Annotated in this window: 14 protein-coding genes; 13 read left to right on the top strand and 1 reads right to left on the bottom strand. The window is 71.5% G+C overall.

The genetic code is table 11. From position 1 onward, the window contains the following. The first annotated feature begins 84 nt into the window (after positions 1 to 84). The 4 genes from ACGF5U_RS29815 to nusB all read left to right on the top strand — a co-directional run bounded on the left by ACGF5U_RS29815 (position 85) and on the right by nusB (position 3,366). Positions 85 to 1,068 carry an AAA family ATPase gene (locus ACGF5U_RS29815; RefSeq protein ID WP_392717673.1) on the top strand — a complete coding sequence of 328 codons (984 nt, stop codon included), beginning with the start codon at positions 85 to 87 and terminating at the stop codon, positions 1,066 to 1,068. A gap of 133 nt (positions 1,069 to 1,201) precedes the next feature. Then, positions 1,202 to 2,308 (top strand): M24 family metallopeptidase, encoded by a 1,107-nt coding sequence (locus tag ACGF5U_RS29810; protein ID WP_392717671.1) that lies wholly within the window; start codon positions 1,202 to 1,204, stop codon positions 2,306 to 2,308. 60 nt (positions 2,309 to 2,368) lie between these two features. Then, on the top strand, positions 2,369 to 2,935 hold the full coding sequence (gene efp / locus ACGF5U_RS29805; protein ID WP_392717669.1) for an elongation factor P: 567 nt from the start codon (positions 2,369 to 2,371) through the stop codon (positions 2,933 to 2,935). Positions 2,936 to 2,937: 2 nt separating this feature from the next. Then, on the top strand, positions 2,938 to 3,366 hold the full coding sequence (gene nusB, locus ACGF5U_RS29800; protein ID WP_392717667.1) for a transcription antitermination factor NusB: 429 nt from the start codon (positions 2,938 to 2,940) through the stop codon (positions 3,364 to 3,366). A gap of 218 nt (positions 3,367 to 3,584) precedes the next feature. Here nusB and bldD read toward each other — a convergent pair whose 3' ends face one another. Continuing rightward, positions 3,585 to 4,085, bottom strand: a complete 501-nt coding sequence (gene bldD, locus ACGF5U_RS29795) for a transcriptional regulator BldD (RefSeq protein WP_093608484.1) — start codon at positions 4,083 to 4,085, stop codon at positions 3,585 to 3,587. Between the two features lie 241 nt (positions 4,086 to 4,326). On the opposite strand from bldD, the gene pyrR reads away from it, so the two are divergent. The 9 genes from pyrR to ACGF5U_RS29750 all read left to right on the top strand — a co-directional run bounded on the left by pyrR (position 4,327) and on the right by ACGF5U_RS29750 (position 15,147). Then, the gene (gene pyrR / locus ACGF5U_RS29790; protein WP_392717664.1) at positions 4,327 to 4,905 is read left to right on the top strand and encodes a bifunctional pyr operon transcriptional regulator/uracil phosphoribosyltransferase PyrR; all 579 of its coding nucleotides are present in this window, start codon (positions 4,327 to 4,329) and stop codon (positions 4,903 to 4,905) included. Between the two features lie 165 nt (positions 4,906 to 5,070). Further along, positions 5,071 to 6,096, top strand: coding sequence for an aspartate carbamoyltransferase catalytic subunit (locus tag ACGF5U_RS29785; protein ID WP_392717662.1), 1,026 nt, complete (start codon positions 5,071 to 5,073; stop codon positions 6,094 to 6,096). 5 nt (positions 6,097 to 6,101) lie between these two features. Beyond that, positions 6,102 to 7,415, top strand: a complete 1,314-nt coding sequence (locus ACGF5U_RS29780) for a dihydroorotase (protein ID WP_392717660.1) — start codon at positions 6,102 to 6,104, stop codon at positions 7,413 to 7,415. Then, entirely contained in the window at positions 7,412 to 7,990 is a 579-nt protein-coding gene (locus ACGF5U_RS29775) for a hypothetical protein (RefSeq protein ID WP_392717658.1), read from the top strand. Before ACGF5U_RS29780 ends, ACGF5U_RS29775 begins: the two co-directional genes overlap by 4 nt. After that, a complete protein-coding gene (carA, locus tag ACGF5U_RS29770; RefSeq protein ID WP_392717656.1) occupies positions 7,987 to 9,159 on the top strand; it encodes a glutamine-hydrolyzing carbamoyl-phosphate synthase small subunit in 1,173 nt (390 codons plus the stop codon). Before ACGF5U_RS29775 ends, carA begins: the two co-directional genes overlap by 4 nt. Further along, the gene (carB, locus tag ACGF5U_RS29765) at positions 9,152 to 12,460 is read left to right on the top strand and encodes a carbamoyl-phosphate synthase large subunit (RefSeq protein ID WP_392717654.1); all 3,309 of its coding nucleotides are present in this window, start codon (positions 9,152 to 9,154) and stop codon (positions 12,458 to 12,460) included. Before carA ends, carB begins: the two co-directional genes overlap by 8 nt. A gap of 79 nt (positions 12,461 to 12,539) precedes the next feature. After that, positions 12,540 to 13,649: a quinone-dependent dihydroorotate dehydrogenase gene (locus ACGF5U_RS29760; RefSeq protein WP_392717652.1), complete on the top strand. Its 1,110-nt coding sequence runs from the start codon at positions 12,540 to 12,542 to the stop codon at positions 13,647 to 13,649. Then, on the top strand, positions 13,646 to 14,488 hold the full coding sequence (gene pyrF, locus ACGF5U_RS29755; RefSeq protein ID WP_392717650.1) for an orotidine-5'-phosphate decarboxylase: 843 nt from the start codon (positions 13,646 to 13,648) through the stop codon (positions 14,486 to 14,488). Before ACGF5U_RS29760 ends, pyrF begins: the two co-directional genes overlap by 4 nt. Before the next feature lie 335 nt (positions 14,489 to 14,823). Continuing rightward, positions 14,824 to 15,147 carry an integration host factor gene (locus ACGF5U_RS29750; RefSeq protein ID WP_026246651.1) on the top strand — a complete coding sequence of 108 codons (324 nt, stop codon included), beginning with the start codon at positions 14,824 to 14,826 and terminating at the stop codon, positions 15,145 to 15,147. Positions 15,148 to 15,178: the final 31 nt, after the last annotated feature.

Raw genomic sequence — 15,178 nt, 5'->3', positions numbered from 1 at the left:
CGGCCGGGGAGGGTACGGTTCGATAACGGGCGGGCGAACTGCCGCCCGAACAGGGTCAGTCGTACGAGACGAAAGTGGCACCGGATGCAGCACGCAGTGGGGGCACCGCTGCCGCCGCCCCAGGGCTCGGGGCACGCGGCGGCCGCGTGGACGCACCAGTCCCAGCACCCCGGCCCGCCGCCACCTCCCACGCCACCGGCGCCGCACCAGCCCCCGCCACCGGCGCCGCAGCATCCCGCGCCGCACCAGCCGCCCGCGCCGCCCGTCCCACCGGCCCCGCAGCCGCCGTCTCCGCAGCACCCGGCCCCGCAGCCGCCCGCGCCACACCAGCCGCCCGCGCCGCACCAGCCGTCCGCGCCGCCCGCCGGACCGGGGTGGACCGGGCCCGCACCGCGCCACGCCCCCTCCGGGCCGCCGCCGCGCGACACCACCGGCCACATCCAGCTCCCGCCCGGCGGCCTGGTCACCGCTCCCTCCGCGCCGCCCGCGGAGCACGGCCCCGGCACGGGCACCGCGACGCTCGCCGTGCTGCTCATCGGACCCGCGGGGGCGGGCAAGACGACCGTCGCCCGGCACTGGGCGCGCAGCCGCCGCGTCCCCACCGCGCACATCAGCCTGGACGACGTACGGGAATGGGTCTGCGCCGGGTTCGCCGACCCCCAGTCCGGCTGGAACGAGCACTCCGAGGCGCAGTACCGGCTGGCCCGCCGCACCTGCGGCTTCGCCGCGCGCAACTTCCTGGCGAACGGCATCTCCTGCATCCTGGACGACGCCGTCTTCCCGGACCGTCCGGTCGTCGGCCTCGGCGGCTGGAAGCGCCACGTCGGGCCCGGCCTGCTGCCGGTGGTCCTGCTGCCGGGCCTGGAGATCGTCCTGGAGCGCAACGCCGAGCGCAGCGGCAACCGCAGGCTCTCCGACGAGGAGGTGGCCAGCATCCACGGCCGTATGGCCGGCTGGTACGGCTCGGGACTGCCGATCATCGACAACTCCAAGTACGACGTGGAGACCACCGCCCGCGTACTCGACGAGGTCCTGGCCCGCTCCATAGCCAGTCCGCCCAGCTGGTAGTCCCCGGGCGGGCGCGCAGACCCGAGGCGCTCGCCGGCCCCGGGCGGCCCCGGCGGCCACCGGCCGCGCGCCCCGACCCCCGGGCGGATGCGCTGGAACTGCGGGGCGGCGCGGGCGCTCGTACGCTCGGGGCATGTCAGAGGTGTTTGCGGACCGCCGCGGGCGGCTGCGCGACCGGTGCGCGGCGGCCGGATCCGCGGCGGCCCTCGTCTCCCGCCCCGCCAACGTCCGCTACCTCGCGGGCGGTTCGCCGCCCGGCGCCGTCCTGCTCATCGGCGGCGGCGAGGACACGCTGCTCTGTCCCGGCGCGCCCGACGGGGACCCCGCCGACGGGCGCCTGGACGAGGGGCTGCGGCTGACCGTGCTGCCCGCGTCGGGCGGTGATCCGGCCGTCGCCGCCGCCGACGCCGCCGGGAAGGCGGGCGCCGACGTCCTCGCCGTCGAGGAGCACCACCTGAGCGTCGCCCGGTACCGGGCCGTCGGCTCGGTGGCGCCCCGGCTGCGCCTGGCCGACCTGGGCACCGCCATCGAGCAGGAGCGGATCGTCAAGGACGAGGAGGAGATCACCTGCCTCCGGATCGCCGCGGAGATCACCGACCAGGCGCTCGGCGAGCTCCTGGAGTCCATCCTCGTCGGACGCACCGAACGCCATCTCGCGCTGGAGCTGGAGCGGCGGCTCGTGGACCACGGCGCGGACGGCCCGGCCTTCCCCACCTCCGTCGCCACGGGAGCGAACGCCGGCCGGAGCCGCCACAGGCCGTCCGACCGGCGTGTCGAGGAAGGCGATTTCCTCTCCGTGTGCCTGGGCGCCAACTACCGGGGCTACCGCTGCGAGATCGGCCGGACCTTCGTCATCGGGACCGCGCCCGCCGACTGGCAGATCGAGCTGTACGATCTCGTCTTCGCCGCTCAGCGCGCCGCCCGTGAGGCCCTGGCGCCCGGCACCGCCTTCCGTGACGTCGACCGCGCCGCCCGGCAGATCCTGGACGCCGCCGGGTACGGCGAGGGGCTCGCGCCGGCCCTCGGACACGGTGTGGGCCTGGAAATCGGGGAGGACCCGCAGCTCTCACCCGCCGCCATGGGTAAACTGGACGCTTGCGTGCCGGTCACCGTCGAACCGGGGGTCCACCTCCCGGGCAGGGGCGGCGTCCGGATCGATGACACGCTCGTCGTACGCCAGGTGGCGGACGGCGGCCCCGAGCTACTCACCATCACGACCAAGGAGCTTCTCGCGCTCTAGCGCGCGACCGTCGCCTTCCTCGGTCGTTCCACCAGCGTCAGTCCAGGAGATTCCGCAACCGTGGCCACCACGAACGACCTCAAGAACGGCATGGTGCTCAAGCTCGACAACGACCAGCTGTGGTCCGTCGTCGAGTTCCAGCACGTCAAGCCCGGTAAGGGCCCGGCCTTCGTGCGCACCAAGCTCAAGAACGTGCTCTCCGGGAAGATCGTCGACAAGACCTTCAACGCCGGTGTCAAGGTCGAGACGGCCACCGTCGACCGCCGCGACATGCAGTTCTCGTACATGGACGGCGAGTACTTCGTCTTCATGGACATGCAGACCTACGACCAGCTGCATGTGTCCCGCGCCGCCGTCGGCGACGCCGCGAACTTCCTCATCGAGGGCTTCACCGCGACCGTGGCCACGCACGAGGGCGAGGTGCTCTACGTCGAGCTGCCGGCCGCCGTCGAGCTGGTCATCCAGGACACCGAGCCGGGCGTCCAGGGCGACCGCTCCACGGGTGGCACCAAGCCCGCCACGCTGGAGACCGGCTACACCATCCAGGTCCCGCTCTTCATCACCACCGGTGAGAAGATCAAGGTCGACACGCGTTCCGGCGACTACCTCGGCCGGGTGAACAGCTAACCGTGGCCGCCCGGAACAAGGCCCGCAAGCGTGCCTTCCAGATCCTCTTCGAGGCCGACCAGCGCGGTGCGTCCGTGCACGAGGTCCTCGCGGACTGGATTCGGCACGCCCGGACCGATGACCGGCAGCCGCCGGTCAACGACTACACGATGGAGCTGGTCGAGGGCTACGCGAAGTACGCGGAGCGCATCGACGACCTCATCTCCACCTACGCCGTGGGCTGGACCCTCGACCGGATGCCCGTGGTCGACCGCAACATCCTGCGCCTCGGCGCCTATGAGCTGGTGTGGGTGGACGGCACTCCGGACGCCGTGGTGATCGACGAGGCGGTGCAGCTCGCCAAGGAGTTCTCCACCGACGATTCCCCGTCGTTCGTCAACGGTCTCCTGGCCCGCTTCAAGGATCTGAAGCCGAGCCTCCGCAGGGACTGAGCTCTGGCCAGAGCTTGATGCTCTCCGCCCGTACGAAGGGCCCGCAGCGCACCTCCGCGCCGCGGGCCCTTCGGCGTCTGCCGTACTCCCTCCCCGTGCTCCGCCGCACGCGCGGGAGCGGTGCCCGCCCCACAGACGGGAACCGCCGGGTACGGGCGGGGTCCGAGACTCCCGCCGCACCCGGCGGCAACGTTTCTGCTCTGCGGTGGCCGGAAGACTCAGGCCTCTTCGTGCGCGACGGCACGGCGTGCGTCCGCGTCCAGCACGCCCCAGCTGATCAGCTGCTCGGTCAGCACCGAGGGCGACTGGTCGTAGATCACGGCCAGCGTGCGCAGGTCGTCCTGGCGGATCGACAGCACCTTGCCGTTGTAGTCGCCGCGCTGCGACTGGATCGTCGCGGCGTAACGCTGCAGCGGGCCCGCCTTCTCCTGCGGGACGTGAGCCAGGCGCTCCAGGTCCAGAACGAGCTTCGGCGGCGGCTCGGCGGCCCCACCGGGCGTGGTGCCCGGCAGCAGCTCCTGCACCGGGACGCCATAGAAGTCGGCCAGCTCGGCGAGGCGCTGCACGGTCACGGCACGGTCGCCGCGCTCGTACGAACCGACCACGACGGCCTTCCAGCGGCCCTGGGACTTCTCCTCAACACCGTGGAGGGAGAGGCCCTGCTGGGTGCGGATGGCACGGAGCTTGGCCCCGAGCTGTTTTGCGTATTCGCTGGACATATAGCTCCCGGGACGCAGTGTCGACATGCGGCTCTGCCGCGCGGCTGGTAACTCACTGTGAGGTTACGCAGCGTTACCTGCGCGCGTCAAGCCGAAATGGTCCGTACCGGCCTCCTTCCAGGGAATGCCCCCGCTCCCCAGGGGTGTCACCACCCCCTCCCGGGCCCTGGTACCGTGGGTGGCGCAATCTAGACGTCCTTTAAGATCCGTCCCGTGAGGCGGAGAAGGAGGTCCGTTTCGTATGGACGCAATCCAGCAGTCCGATGCCGCGCGCCCCGTTCTCGAGGGCCCCGACATCGCGCGGGTACTGACCCGCATCGCCCACGAGATCGTCGAACGCGCCAAGGGCGCCGACGACGTGGTGCTCCTCGGCATTCCGACCCGTGGCGTCTTCCTCGCCCGCAGGCTCGCCGAGAAGCTGGAGCAGATCACCGGACGCGCCATCCCGGTCGGCTCCCTCGACATCACCATGTACCGCGACGACCTGCGGCTCCGCCCCGCACGTGCGCTCGCCCGTACCGACATCCCCGGTGACGGCGTCGACGGCCGCCTCGTCGTCCTCGTCGACGACGTGCTGTTCTCCGGCCGCACCATCCGCGCCGCCCTCGACGCGCTCGGCGACATCGGCCGCCCGCGCGCCGTCCAGCTCGCCGTCCTGGTCGACCGAGGCCACCGCGAACTCCCCATCCGTGCCGACTACGTCGGCAAGAACCTCCCCACGTCGTTGCGGGAGACGGTCAAGGTCCTGCTCGCCGAGGAGGACGGTCGCGACACCGTGCTGCTCGGCCTGCGTCAGACCACCCCGGCAGGCGAGCAGTAGCACCCGCCCGCGCGGCACACCCCCGCCCCGGCCACGAGGCGCGGAACCGTGCCGCCGCGCGCCCGCATGCCCGCCGGCCCTCCCGGAACCCCCGCACACCCGCGGCTGGCGGACCCGACCCCGGCCCCCGGACTCCAGACCTCCACCACACCGGAGAACACCCAGATGAAGCGTCACCTCATCTCGGCCGCCGACCTCACCCGCGACGACGCCGTCCTGATCCTCGACACCGCCGAGGAGATGGCCCGCGTCGCGGACCGGCCGATCAAGAAGCTGCCCACCCTGCGCGGCCGTACGATCTGCAACCTCTTCTTCGAGGACTCGACCCGCACCCGGATCTCCTTCGAGGCCGCCGAGAAGCGCCTCTCCGCCGACGTCATCAACTTCGCGGCCAAGGGCTCCAGCGTCTCCAAGGGCGAGTCGCTCAAGGACACCGCCCAGACCCTGGAGGCCATGGGCGTCGACGCCGTCGTCATCCGGCACGGCGCCTCCGGCGCCCCCTACCGGCTCGCCACCTCCGGCTGGATCGACGCCCCGGTGATCAACGCCGGCGACGGCACCCACCAGCACCCGACGCAGGCCCTGCTCGACGCGTTCACCATGCGCCGCCGCCTCATCGGCCCCGACGCCGGAATCGGCCAGGACCTGTCCGGCAAGCGGATCACCATCGTCGGCGACGTCCTGCACAGCCGGGTCGCCCGCTCCAACGTGGACCTGCTGCACACGCTCGGCGCCGAGGTCACCCTCGTCGCGCCCCCCACGCTCGTCCCGGTCGGTGTCGGCACCTGGCCCTGCGAGGTGTCCTACGACCTCGACAGCACCCTGCCGAAGTCCGACGCCGTGATGATGCTCCGCGTCCAGCGCGAACGCATGAACGCCGCGTTCTTCCCGACCGAGCGCGAGTACTCGCGCCGCTACGGGCTCGACGGCGACCGCATGGCGAAGATGCCGGAACACGCCGTCGTGATGCACCCCGGGCCCATGGTGCGCGGCATGGAGATCACCGCCGAGGTGGCCGACTCCGCCCGCTGCACGGTCGTGGAGCAGGTCGCCAACGGCGTGTCGATCCGGATGGCCGTCCTCTACCTGCTGCTCGGCGGCAACGAGCCCGCCGTCACCCAGCCGACGTCCCCCGCGGCCGCCCGTACCGAACCGTCCCGCACCGAGCCGTCCCGCACCGAGGAGAACTGAGAACCATGAGCAAGACCCTGATCCGCGGTGCGCAGGTCCTCGGCGGCGAGGCCCAGGACGTCCTGATCGACGGCGAGACCATCGCCGCCACCGCCCCCCGGGGCGGGATCGACATCAGCGGCACCGGCCCGGACGCCGAAGGCGTCACCGTCGTGGAGGCCGAGGGCAAGATCCTGCTGCCCGGCCTCGTCGACCTGCACACCCACCTGCGCGAGCCCGGCCGTGAGGACTCCGAGACCGTCCTCACCGGCACCCGCGCCGCCGCGAGCGGCGGCTACACCGCCGTGTTCGCCATGGCCAACACCTTCCCGGTCGCCGACACCGCCGGTGTCGTGGAGCAGGTCTACCGGCTCGGCCGGGAACACGGCTACTGCGACGTCCAGCCCATCGGCGCCGTCACCGTCGGCCTGGAGGGCAGGAAGCTCGCCGAGCTCGGCGCCATGCACGAGTCCGCGGCCGGTGTCACCGTCTTCTCCGACGACGGCAAGTGCGTGGACGACGCCGTCATCATGCGGCGCGCCCTGGAGTACGTGAAGGCGTTCGGCGGTGTCGTCGCCCAGCACGCGCAGGAGCCCCGGCTGACCGAGGGCGCCCAGATGAACGAGGGCATCGTCTCCGCCGAACTCGGCCTCGGCGGCTGGCCCGCCGTCGCCGAGGAGTCGATCATCGCCCGGGACGTGCTGCTCGCCGAGCACGTCGGCTCCCGCGTCCACATCTGCCACCTGTCCACCGCCGGCTCCGTGGAGATCGTCCGCTGGGCCAAGTCCCGCGGCATCGACGTCACCGCCGAGGTCACCCCGCACCACCTGCTGCTGACGGACGAGCTCGTCCGCACGTACAACCCCGTCTACAAGGTCAACCCGCCGCTGCGCACCGAGCGCGACGTCATGGCCCTGCGCGAGGCCCTCGCCGACGGCACGATCGACATCGTCGCCACCGACCACGCCCCGCACCCGCACGAGGACAAGGACTGCGAGTGGGCGGCGGCCGCCATGGGCATGGTCGGCCTGGAGACCGCCCTGTCCGTCGTGCAGCACACCATGGTCGAGACCGGGCTGCTCGACTGGGCGGGCGTCGCCGACCGCATGTCGTTCAAGCCCGCCGCGATCGGCCGGGCCACCGGCCACGGCCGCCCCGTCTCGGCAGGTGAGCCCGCCAACCTGACGCTGGTGGATCCGGCATACCGTGGAGCGGTGGACCCCGCGGGCTTCGCCTCCCGCAGCCGCAACACCCCCTATGAGGGCCGCGAGCTGCCGGGACGCGTCACCCACACCTATCTGCGGGGCCGGGCGACGCTCGTGGACGGGAAGCTGGCGTGACAACTCTCATCGAATTCGCTGCCGACCAGAAGTCGGCGGAGGTGACCGACTGGGCGGCCCGCCTCGGCTGGGTCGCCGGACTGCTGCTCTTCATCGCCTTCGTCTACTGGCTGATGCGCCAGGGCTGGACGTGGCGCGGCAGCCTCCAGTCGGACCTGCCGGAGCTTCCCGCCGCGCCGGAAGCCCCCGGTACGGCGACACTGAGCATGAGCGGGCGCTACCACGGGTCCACGACCGCCGGACAGTGGCTCGACCGGATCGTGGCGCACGGCCTCGGCACCCGCAGCCGCGTCGAGCTGACGCTCGGCGACGCCGGCCTGAACGTCGTACGCCCCGGGGCGACCGACTTCTTCATCCCGGCCGACCGGCTGCGCGAGGCCCGGCTCGACAAGGGAATCGCGGGCAAGGTCCTCGCCGAGGGCGGGCTGCTGATCGTCACCTGGGAGCACGGCGAGAGGCTGATCGACTCCGGCTTCCGCTCCGACCTGGCGGCCGAGCACACCGGCTGGGTCGCGGCCATCAACTCCATGACCACCAAGAACACCACCACGAAGACGGAAGGCGCCGCACGATGACGACCTCCACCCGGGGAACGAGGGTTCCCGCCGTACTCGTCCTGGAGGACGGCCGCACGTTCCGCGGCCGCGCCTACGGGGCCGTGGGGGAGACCTTCGGCGAGGCGGTGTTCTCCACTGGCATGACCGGCTACCAGGAGACCCTGACCGACCCGTCGTACCACCGCCAGGTCGTGGTCATGACCGCCCCGCACGTCGGCAACACCGGCGTCAACGACGAGGACCCGGAGTCGGCCCGCATCTGGGTCTCCGGCTATGTCGTCCGCGACCCCGCCCGCACCCCCTCCAACTGGCGCGCCACGCGCTCGCTCGACGAGGAGCTGGAGCGCCAGGGCGTCGTCGGCATCAGCGGCATCGACACCCGCGCGCTCACCCGGCACCTGCGCGAGCGCGGCGCCATGCGCGTCGGCATCTTCTCCGGCGACGCGTGGTCCGGCGTCCGCGAGGAGGCGCTGCTGGCGAAGGTCCAGGCGCAGCCGCAGATGAAGGGCGCGAACCTCTCCGCCGAGGTCGCGACCAAGGAGCCGTACGTCGTGCCCGCGATCGGCCCCGACGGCGAAGCCGTCCCGATTGGCACAGCGAAGTTCACCGTCGCCGCCGTCGACCTCGGCATCAAGGGCATGACCCCGCAGCGGATGGCCGAGCGCGGCATCGAGGTGCACGTACTGCCCGCCACCGCCACCGCCGACGACGTCTACGCCGTCAACCCCGACGGGGTGTTCTTCTCCAACGGCCCCGGCGACCCCGCCACCGCCGACGGCCCCGTCGCCCTCATGCGGGCCGTCCTGGAGCGCCGGACGCCCCTGTTCGGCATCTGCTTCGGCAACCAGATCCTCGGCCGCGCCCTCGGCTTCGGCACGTACAAGCTGAAGTACGGCCACCGCGGCATCAACCAGCCGGTGCAGGACCGTACGACCGGCAAGGTCGAGGTCACCGCGCACAACCACGGCTTCGCCGTCGACGCCCCGCTCGACCAGGTGTCCGACACCCCCTACGGCCGCGCCGAGGTCTCCCACGTCTGCCTGAACGACAACGTGGTGGAGGGCCTCCAGCTGCTCGACCAGCCGGCCTTCAGCGTCCAGTACCACCCCGAGGCGGCCGCCGGCCCGCACGACGCCGCGTACCTCTTCGACCGCTTCGTCACCCTCATGGAGGCCGAGCGTGCCTAAGCGCACCGATATCCAGTCCGTCCTGGTCATCGGCTCCGGACCGATCGTCATCGGCCAGGCCGCCGAGTTCGACTACTCCGGCACCCAGGCCTGCCGCGTCCTCAAGTCCGAGGGCCTGCGGGTCATCCTGGTCAACTCCAACCCCGCGACGATCATGACCGACCCGGAGATCGCCGACGCCACGTACGTCGAGCCGATCACCCCCGAGTTCGTCGAGAAGATCATCGCCAAGGAGCGCCCCGACGCGCTGCTGCCGACCCTCGGCGGCCAGACCGCGCTGAACACCGCGATCTCCATGCACGAGCAGGGGGTCCTGGAGAAGTACGGCGTCGAGCTGATCGGCGCCAACGTCGAGGCCATCCACAAGGGCGAGGACCGCGACCTCTTCAAGGGGGTCGTCGAGGCGGTCAACGCCAAGATCGGCCACGGCGAGTCCGCCCGCTCGGTCATCTGCCACTCCATGGACGACGTCCTCAAGGGCGTCGAGACGCTCGGCGGCTACCCCGTCGTCGTCCGCCCCTCCTTCACCATGGGCGGCGCCGGCTCCGGCTTCGCCCACGACGAGGACGAGCTGCGCCGTATCGCGGGCCAGGGCCTCACCCTGTCTCCCACCACCGAGGTGCTCCTGGAGGAGTCCATCCTCGGCTGGAAGGAGTACGAGCTGGAGCTGATGCGCGACAAGCACGACAACGTCGTGGTCGTCTGCTCCATCGAGAACTTCGACCCGATGGGCGTCCACACCGGTGACTCGATCACCGTCGCCCCGGCGATGACCCTCACCGACCGCGAGTACCAGATCCTGCGCGACGTCGGCATCGCCATCATCCGCGAGGTCGGCGTGGACACGGGCGGCTGCAACATCCAGTTCGCGGTCAACCCCGAGGACGGCCGGGTCATCGTCATCGAGATGAACCCGCGCGTCTCCCGGTCGTCGGCGCTCGCCTCCAAGGCCACCGGCTTCCCGATCGCCAAGATCGCCGCCCGGCTCGCCGTCGGCTACACGCTGGACGAGATCCCCAACGACATCACCGAGCAGACCCCGGCCTCCTTCGAGCCGACGCTCGACTACGTCGTGGTCAAGGCCCCGCGCTTCGCCTTCGAGAAGTTCCCCTCCGCCGACTCCACCCTCACCACCACCATGAAGTCGGTCGGCGAGGCCATGGCCATCGGCCGGAACTTCACCGAGGCCCTCCAGAAGGCCCTGCGCTCGCTGGAGAAGAAGGGCAGCCAGTTCACCTTCACCGGCGAGCCCGGCGACAAGGACGAGCTGCTGCGCGAGGCCGTGCGCCCCACCGACGGCCGGATCAACACCGTCATGCGGGCCATCCGCGCCGGCGCCACCCGCGAGGAGGTCTTCGACGCCACGAAGATCGACCCCTGGTTCGTGGACCAGCTCTTCCTGATCAAGGAGATCGCGGACGAGCTCGCCGCCGCGGACAAGCTCGAACCGGAACTGCTCGCCGAGGCCAAGCGGCACGGCTTCTCGGACGCGCAGATCGGCGAGATCCGGGACCTGCGCGAGGACGTCGTCCGCGAGGTCCGCCACGCGCTCGGCGTACGCCCGGTCTACAAGACGGTCGACACCTGCGCCGCCGAGTTCGCCGCGAGGACGCCGTACTTCTACTCCTCGTACGACGAGGAGAGCGAGGTCGCCCCGCGCGAGAAGCCCGCCGTGATCATCCTGGGCTCCGGCCCGAACCGCATCGGCCAGGGCATCGAGTTCGACTACTCCTGCGTCCACGCCTCGTTCGCGCTGCACGACGCGGGCTTCGAGACCGTGATGGTCAACTGCAACCCGGAGACCGTCTCCACCGACTACGACACCTCCGACCGGCTCTACTTCGAGCCGCTCACCCTGGAGGACGTACTGGAGATCGTCCACGCCGAGGCGCAGGCCGGCCCGATCGCCGGTGTCGTCGTCCAGCTCGGCGGCCAGACCCCGCTGGGTCTCGCCCAGGCGCTGAAGGACAACGGCGTCCCGGTCGTCGGCACCTCGCCGGAGGCCATCCACGCCGCCGAGGACCGAGGCGCCTTCGGCCGCGTCCTGCAGGAGGCCGGTCTGCCGGCCCCCAAGCACGGCACCGCCACCACCTTCGCCGAGGCCAAGGCCATCGCCGACGAGATCGGCTACCCCGTCCTCGTACGTCCCTCGTACGTGCTCGGCGGGCGCGGCATGGAGATCGTCTACGACGAGGCGCGGCTGTCCACGTACATCGCCGAGTCCACCGAGATCTCCCCGACCCGTCCGGTCCTCGTGGACCGCTTCCTCGACGACGCGATCGAGATCGACGTCGACGCCCTGTACGACGGCGAGGAGCTGTACCTCGGCGGTGTCATGGAGCACATCGAGGAGGCCGGTATCCACTCCGGCGACTCGGCCTGCGCCCTGCCCCCGATCACGCTCGGCGGCTTCGACATCAAGCGCCTTCGCGTCTCCACCGAGGCGATCGCCAAGGGCGTCGGCGTCCGCGGCCTGATCAACATCCAGTTCGCCCTGGCCGGCGACATCCTCTACGTCCTGGAGGCCAACCCGCGCGCCTCCCGGACCGTCCCCTTCACCTCGAAGGCGACGGCCGTGCCGCTCGCGAAGGCCGCCGCGCGCATCTCGCTCGGCGCGACCATCGCCGAGCTGCGCGCCGAGGGCCTGCTCCCGAGGACCGGCGACGGCGGCACCCTGCCGCTCGACGCGCCGATCTCCGTCAAGGAGGCCGTCATGCCGTGGTCGCGGTTCCGCGACATCCACGGCCGGGGCGTCGACACGGTCCTCGGCCCGGAGATGCGCTCCACCGGCGAGGTCATGGGCATCGACTCGGTCTTCGGCACGGCGTACGCCAAGTCGCAGGCCGGCGCCTACGGACCGCTGCCCACCAAGGGCCGGGCGTTCATCTCGGTCGCCAACCGGGACAAGCGCTCGATGATCTTCCCGGCGCGTGAGCTCGTCGCGCACGGCTTCGAGCTGCTCGCCACCTCCGGCACGGCCGAGGTCCTCAAGCGCAACGGCATCAACGCCACCGTCGTGCGCAAGCAGTCCGAGGGCGAGGGCCCCGGCGGCGAGAAGACCATCGTGCGCCTCATCCACGACGGCGAGGTCGACCTCATCGTCAACACCCCGTACGGCACCGGCGGCCGCCTCGACGGCTACGAGATCCGGACCGCCGCCGTGGCCCGCGGCGTCCCGTGCCTGACGACGGTGCAGGCGCTCGCCGCGGCCGTCCAGGGCATCGACGCCCTCAACCACGGCGGGGTCGGCGTCCGCTCCCTCCAGGAACACGCCGAACACCTGATCGCGGCCCGCGACTAGCAGCCCACGAGGGGGACACCGGAAACGGTGTCCCCCTCTTCATGAGCCCTGGTGGGCTCCTCATGAGGACACCACTGAGATGTACAAGTTCTTCTTCGCCCTCGTCTTCACGCGCATGGACCCCGAGCGGGCCCATCACCTGGCGGTCCGCTGGATCCGGCTGGCCGCCCGCGTCCCCGTCCTGCGCACCTTCGTCGCCGCCGTGCTCGCGCCCCGCCGCAGGGAGCTGCGGACGGAGGCGCTCGGTCTGCGCATGCACGGCCCGTTCGGGCTGGCCGCCGGCTTCGACAAGAACGCCGTCGTGATCGACGGCATGGCCATGCTCGGCTTCGACCATGTCGAGATCGGCACGGTCACCGGCGAGCCGCAGCCGGGAAACCCCAGGAAGCGCCTCTTCCGGCTCATCCCCGACCGCGCCCTGATCAACCGCATGGGCTTCAACAACGAGGGCTCGGCCGCCGTGGCCGAGCGGCTCGCGGCGCGTACGGAGCTCTTCAGGACCGTCGTCGGCGTCAACATCGGCAAGACCAAGGCCGTACCCGAGACCGAGGCCGCCGCCGACTACGTGAAGTCGACCGAGCGCCTCGCCGCCCACGCCGACTACCTGGTCGTCAACGTCTCCTCGCCCAACACGCCCGGCCTGCGGAACCTCCAGGCCACCGAGGCCCTGCGCCCGCTGCTCACGGCCGTACGCGAGGCCGCCGACCGCACGGTCGCCGACCGTCGCGTACCGCTCCTCGTGAAGATCGCCCCCGACCTGGCCGACGAGGACGTCGACGCGGTCGCCGACCTCGCGGTCGAGCTCGGCCTCGACGGCATCATCGCCACCAACACCACCATCGCCCGCGAGGGCCTCGGGCTCGCCTCCGACCCCGCGGTCGTCAAGGAGACCGGCGGCCTGTCGGGGGCGCCCCTGAAGCAGCGCTCCCTGGAGGTCCTGCGCCGCCTGCACGCGCGCGTGGGCGACCGGCTCGTGCTGGTCGGCGTCGGCGGCATCGAGACCGCCGACGACGCCTGGCAGCGCATTCTGGCGGGCGCCACCCTCGTCCAGGGCTACAGCGCCTTCATCTACGAGGGCCCGTTCTACGCCCGCGCGATCAACAAGGGCCTCGCCGCCCGGCTGAAGGCATCCCCGTACGCCACGCTCGCCGACGCCGTCGGTGCCGACAACCGGAAGGCCGCCGCATGAGCACGCTCGAACCGTTCGGTGCCCGTCTCCGCCGGGCCATGGACACCCGCGGCCCGCTCTGCGTCGGCATCGACCCGCACGCCTCGCTGCTGTCCGCCTGGGGTCTGAAGGACGACATCACGGGTCTGGAGACGTTCACGCGCACGGTCGTGGACGCCCTCGCCGACAGCGTCGCCGTGTTCAAGCCGCAGAGCGCCTTCTTCGAACGGTTCGGCTCCCGGGGCGTCGCCGTCCTGGAGAAGGCCGTCGCCGATGTGCGCGACGCGGGCGGGCTCGTCGTCATGGACGCCAAGCGGGGCGACATCGGCTCCACGATGGGCGCCTACGCGGAGACGTACCTGCGCCGGGAATCGCCGCTGTTCTCGGACGCGCTGACCGTCTCGCCGTACCTCGGCTACGGCTCCCTGAAGCCGGCCGTCGACCTGGCGCGCGAGAACGGCGCCGGGCTGTTCGTCCTGGCCCTCACCTCCAACCCGGAGGGCGCGGAGGTGCAGAGGGCCGTGCGCGCCGACGGGCGCACCGTGGCCGCCACCATGCTCGCCCACCTCGCCGAGGAGAACGCGGGGGAGGAGCCCATGGGCTCCTTCGGCGCGGTCGTCGGCGCGACCCTCGGCGATCTGTCCTCGTTCGACCTGGACATCCAGGGGCCGCTGCTCGCCCCCGGCATCGGTGCGCAGGGCGCGACCCCGGCGGACCTGCCCGCGGTCTTCGGCGCCGCCGTGCGCAACGTCGTCCCGAACGTCAGCCGGGGTGTCCTGCGGCACGGTCCCGACGCGGACGCGCTGCGCGCCGCGGCGGCCCGGTACGCGGACGAGGTACGGGCCGCCGTCTCCGCCTGACGCCGGAGGAACCCGCTGGACCCGCGGCCCGTGTGACGTACGTCATGGTGGACGCGGGTCCATGCCGCGCTGTGACGCCCTCGGGGCGGGCTGTGACCGGTGTTGACGCGATCCGGACCCGAAACGGGGTCTTTATGTGCAGAATGTCTGGGTAGCTCAATGCTGACCAGGACTTTTCCTCTGTTCTCGCTGACTCCGGCGGCCCTGGCCGCTAGTCTCCGACGAGAGTCAGCGTTCGCAGCGGTCACTGCGTTGCTCGTTGCTCCCCTGGTGTGGGCCGACTAGGTTCCTCACCGGTCCGTATCCGACAGTTCGACATCCGAGGTGACGTAGGCGTGGCTCTTCCGCCCCTTACCCCTGAACAGCGCGCAGCCGCGCTCGAAAAGGCCGCCGCGGCTCGCCGGGAGCGGGCCGAGGTCAAGAATCGACTCAAGCACTCCGGCGCCTCTCTCCACGAGGTCATCAAGCAGGGCCAGGAGAACGACGTCATCGGCAAGATGAAGGTCTCCGCCCTCCTGGAGTCCCTGCCCGGCGTGGGCAAGGTCCGCGCCAAGCAGATCATGGAGCGGCTCGGCATCTCCGAGAGCCGTCGTGTGCGGGGTCTCGGCTCCAACCAGATCGCATCCCTGGAGCGCGAGTTCGGCAGCACCGGAGCCTGACGTCAAGGCCACCGGTGGGAAGCTGGAATAA

Origin of the sequence: Streptomyces sp. NPDC047886, assembly GCF_043204435.1 — a bacterium.
In the GTDB taxonomy this organism is placed as follows: domain Bacteria; phylum Actinomycetota; class Actinomycetes; order Streptomycetales; family Streptomycetaceae; genus Streptomyces.
This window is presented reverse-complemented; position numbering and strand designations above follow the sequence as displayed.

Excerpts from the sequence above, each read along its gene's own strand:
- ACGF5U_RS29815 (WP_392717673.1), top strand. The coding sequence starts at position 85 with ATGCAGCACGCAGTGGGGGCACCGCTGCCGCCGCCCCAGGGCTCGGGG.
- ACGF5U_RS29810 (WP_392717671.1), top strand. The coding sequence starts at position 1,202 with ATGTCAGAGGTGTTTGCGGACCGCCGCGGGCGGCTGCGCGACCGGTGC.
- bldD (WP_093608484.1), bottom strand. The coding sequence starts at position 4,085 with ATGTCCAGCGAATACGCAAAACAGCTCGGGGCCAAGCTCCGTGCCATC.
- pyrR (WP_392717664.1), top strand. The coding sequence starts at position 4,327 with ATGGACGCAATCCAGCAGTCCGATGCCGCGCGCCCCGTTCTCGAGGGC.
- ACGF5U_RS29785 (WP_392717662.1), top strand. The coding sequence starts at position 5,071 with ATGAAGCGTCACCTCATCTCGGCCGCCGACCTCACCCGCGACGACGCC.
- ACGF5U_RS29780 (WP_392717660.1), top strand. The coding sequence starts at position 6,102 with ATGAGCAAGACCCTGATCCGCGGTGCGCAGGTCCTCGGCGGCGAGGCC.
- carA (WP_392717656.1), top strand. The coding sequence starts at position 7,987 with ATGACGACCTCCACCCGGGGAACGAGGGTTCCCGCCGTACTCGTCCTG.
- ACGF5U_RS29760 (WP_392717652.1), top strand. The coding sequence starts at position 12,540 with ATGTACAAGTTCTTCTTCGCCCTCGTCTTCACGCGCATGGACCCCGAG.
- pyrF (WP_392717650.1), top strand. The coding sequence starts at position 13,646 with ATGAGCACGCTCGAACCGTTCGGTGCCCGTCTCCGCCGGGCCATGGAC.